Here is a 645-nt window from a genome sequence, read left to right on the forward strand (position 1 = left end):
GATTCTAAGATGCCAGGAAATCGCTACATCGAGGGTGAATTGACGACACCAGTTAAAGCTAACTATCTCCGTGTCCTCTATACAGCAGACTATGATGCCCGTTTTGTAGGCTTTACAGAATTGGTCATCAACGATGGTGAATTTGTCAAACCAATCAATGATCCAACAGTAGAAGGAAGTAGTGGAGAAAGCCAGGGCAACCTTTATAATAATCTTGTAGACGGAAAAGTCTTGACCAGCTACAAGTCTGAAAAAGACAAGGGCGAATTGGTGTATCACTTATCTGAGCCAACCAATGCCAACCACCTTCGTCTCGTTTCCAGTCTTCCTGAAGGAGCGCAAGCACGTGTTCTTGCTAGAACACTTAAGGATGGTCAAGACAGTTGGACAGACCTCGGTGCCATTACATCTAGTCTCCAAACCTTCGCTATCCGAAATGGTGGCTCTCTTCTAGACGTCAAATTAGTCTGGGAGGGTGGCAAGGCTGAGTTTTATGAATTGGCAAGCTTCTATCAAGAATTAACAGAAGAACCGGTTCAGTCAAGCAAGGGCGAAGAGCCAGCACCCGTTCTTGAGGTTCCTGAATTCACAGGTGGTGTCAATGCAGTTGAAGCCCTAGTACATGAACTTCCAGAGTACACAGGC

The 645-nt window shown here is 45.7% G+C and carries 1 protein-coding gene; it reads left to right on the forward strand.

The window, feature by feature from the left end:
* The coding region (locus A0739_RS09535; RefSeq protein WP_155718979.1) for an SIALI-17 repeat-containing surface protein at nt 1–645 on the forward strand (645 nt) is incomplete at both ends.

This window comes from Streptococcus oralis, assembly GCF_001588645.1.
Classification (GTDB): domain Bacteria; phylum Bacillota; class Bacilli; order Lactobacillales; family Streptococcaceae; genus Streptococcus; species Streptococcus oralis_AB.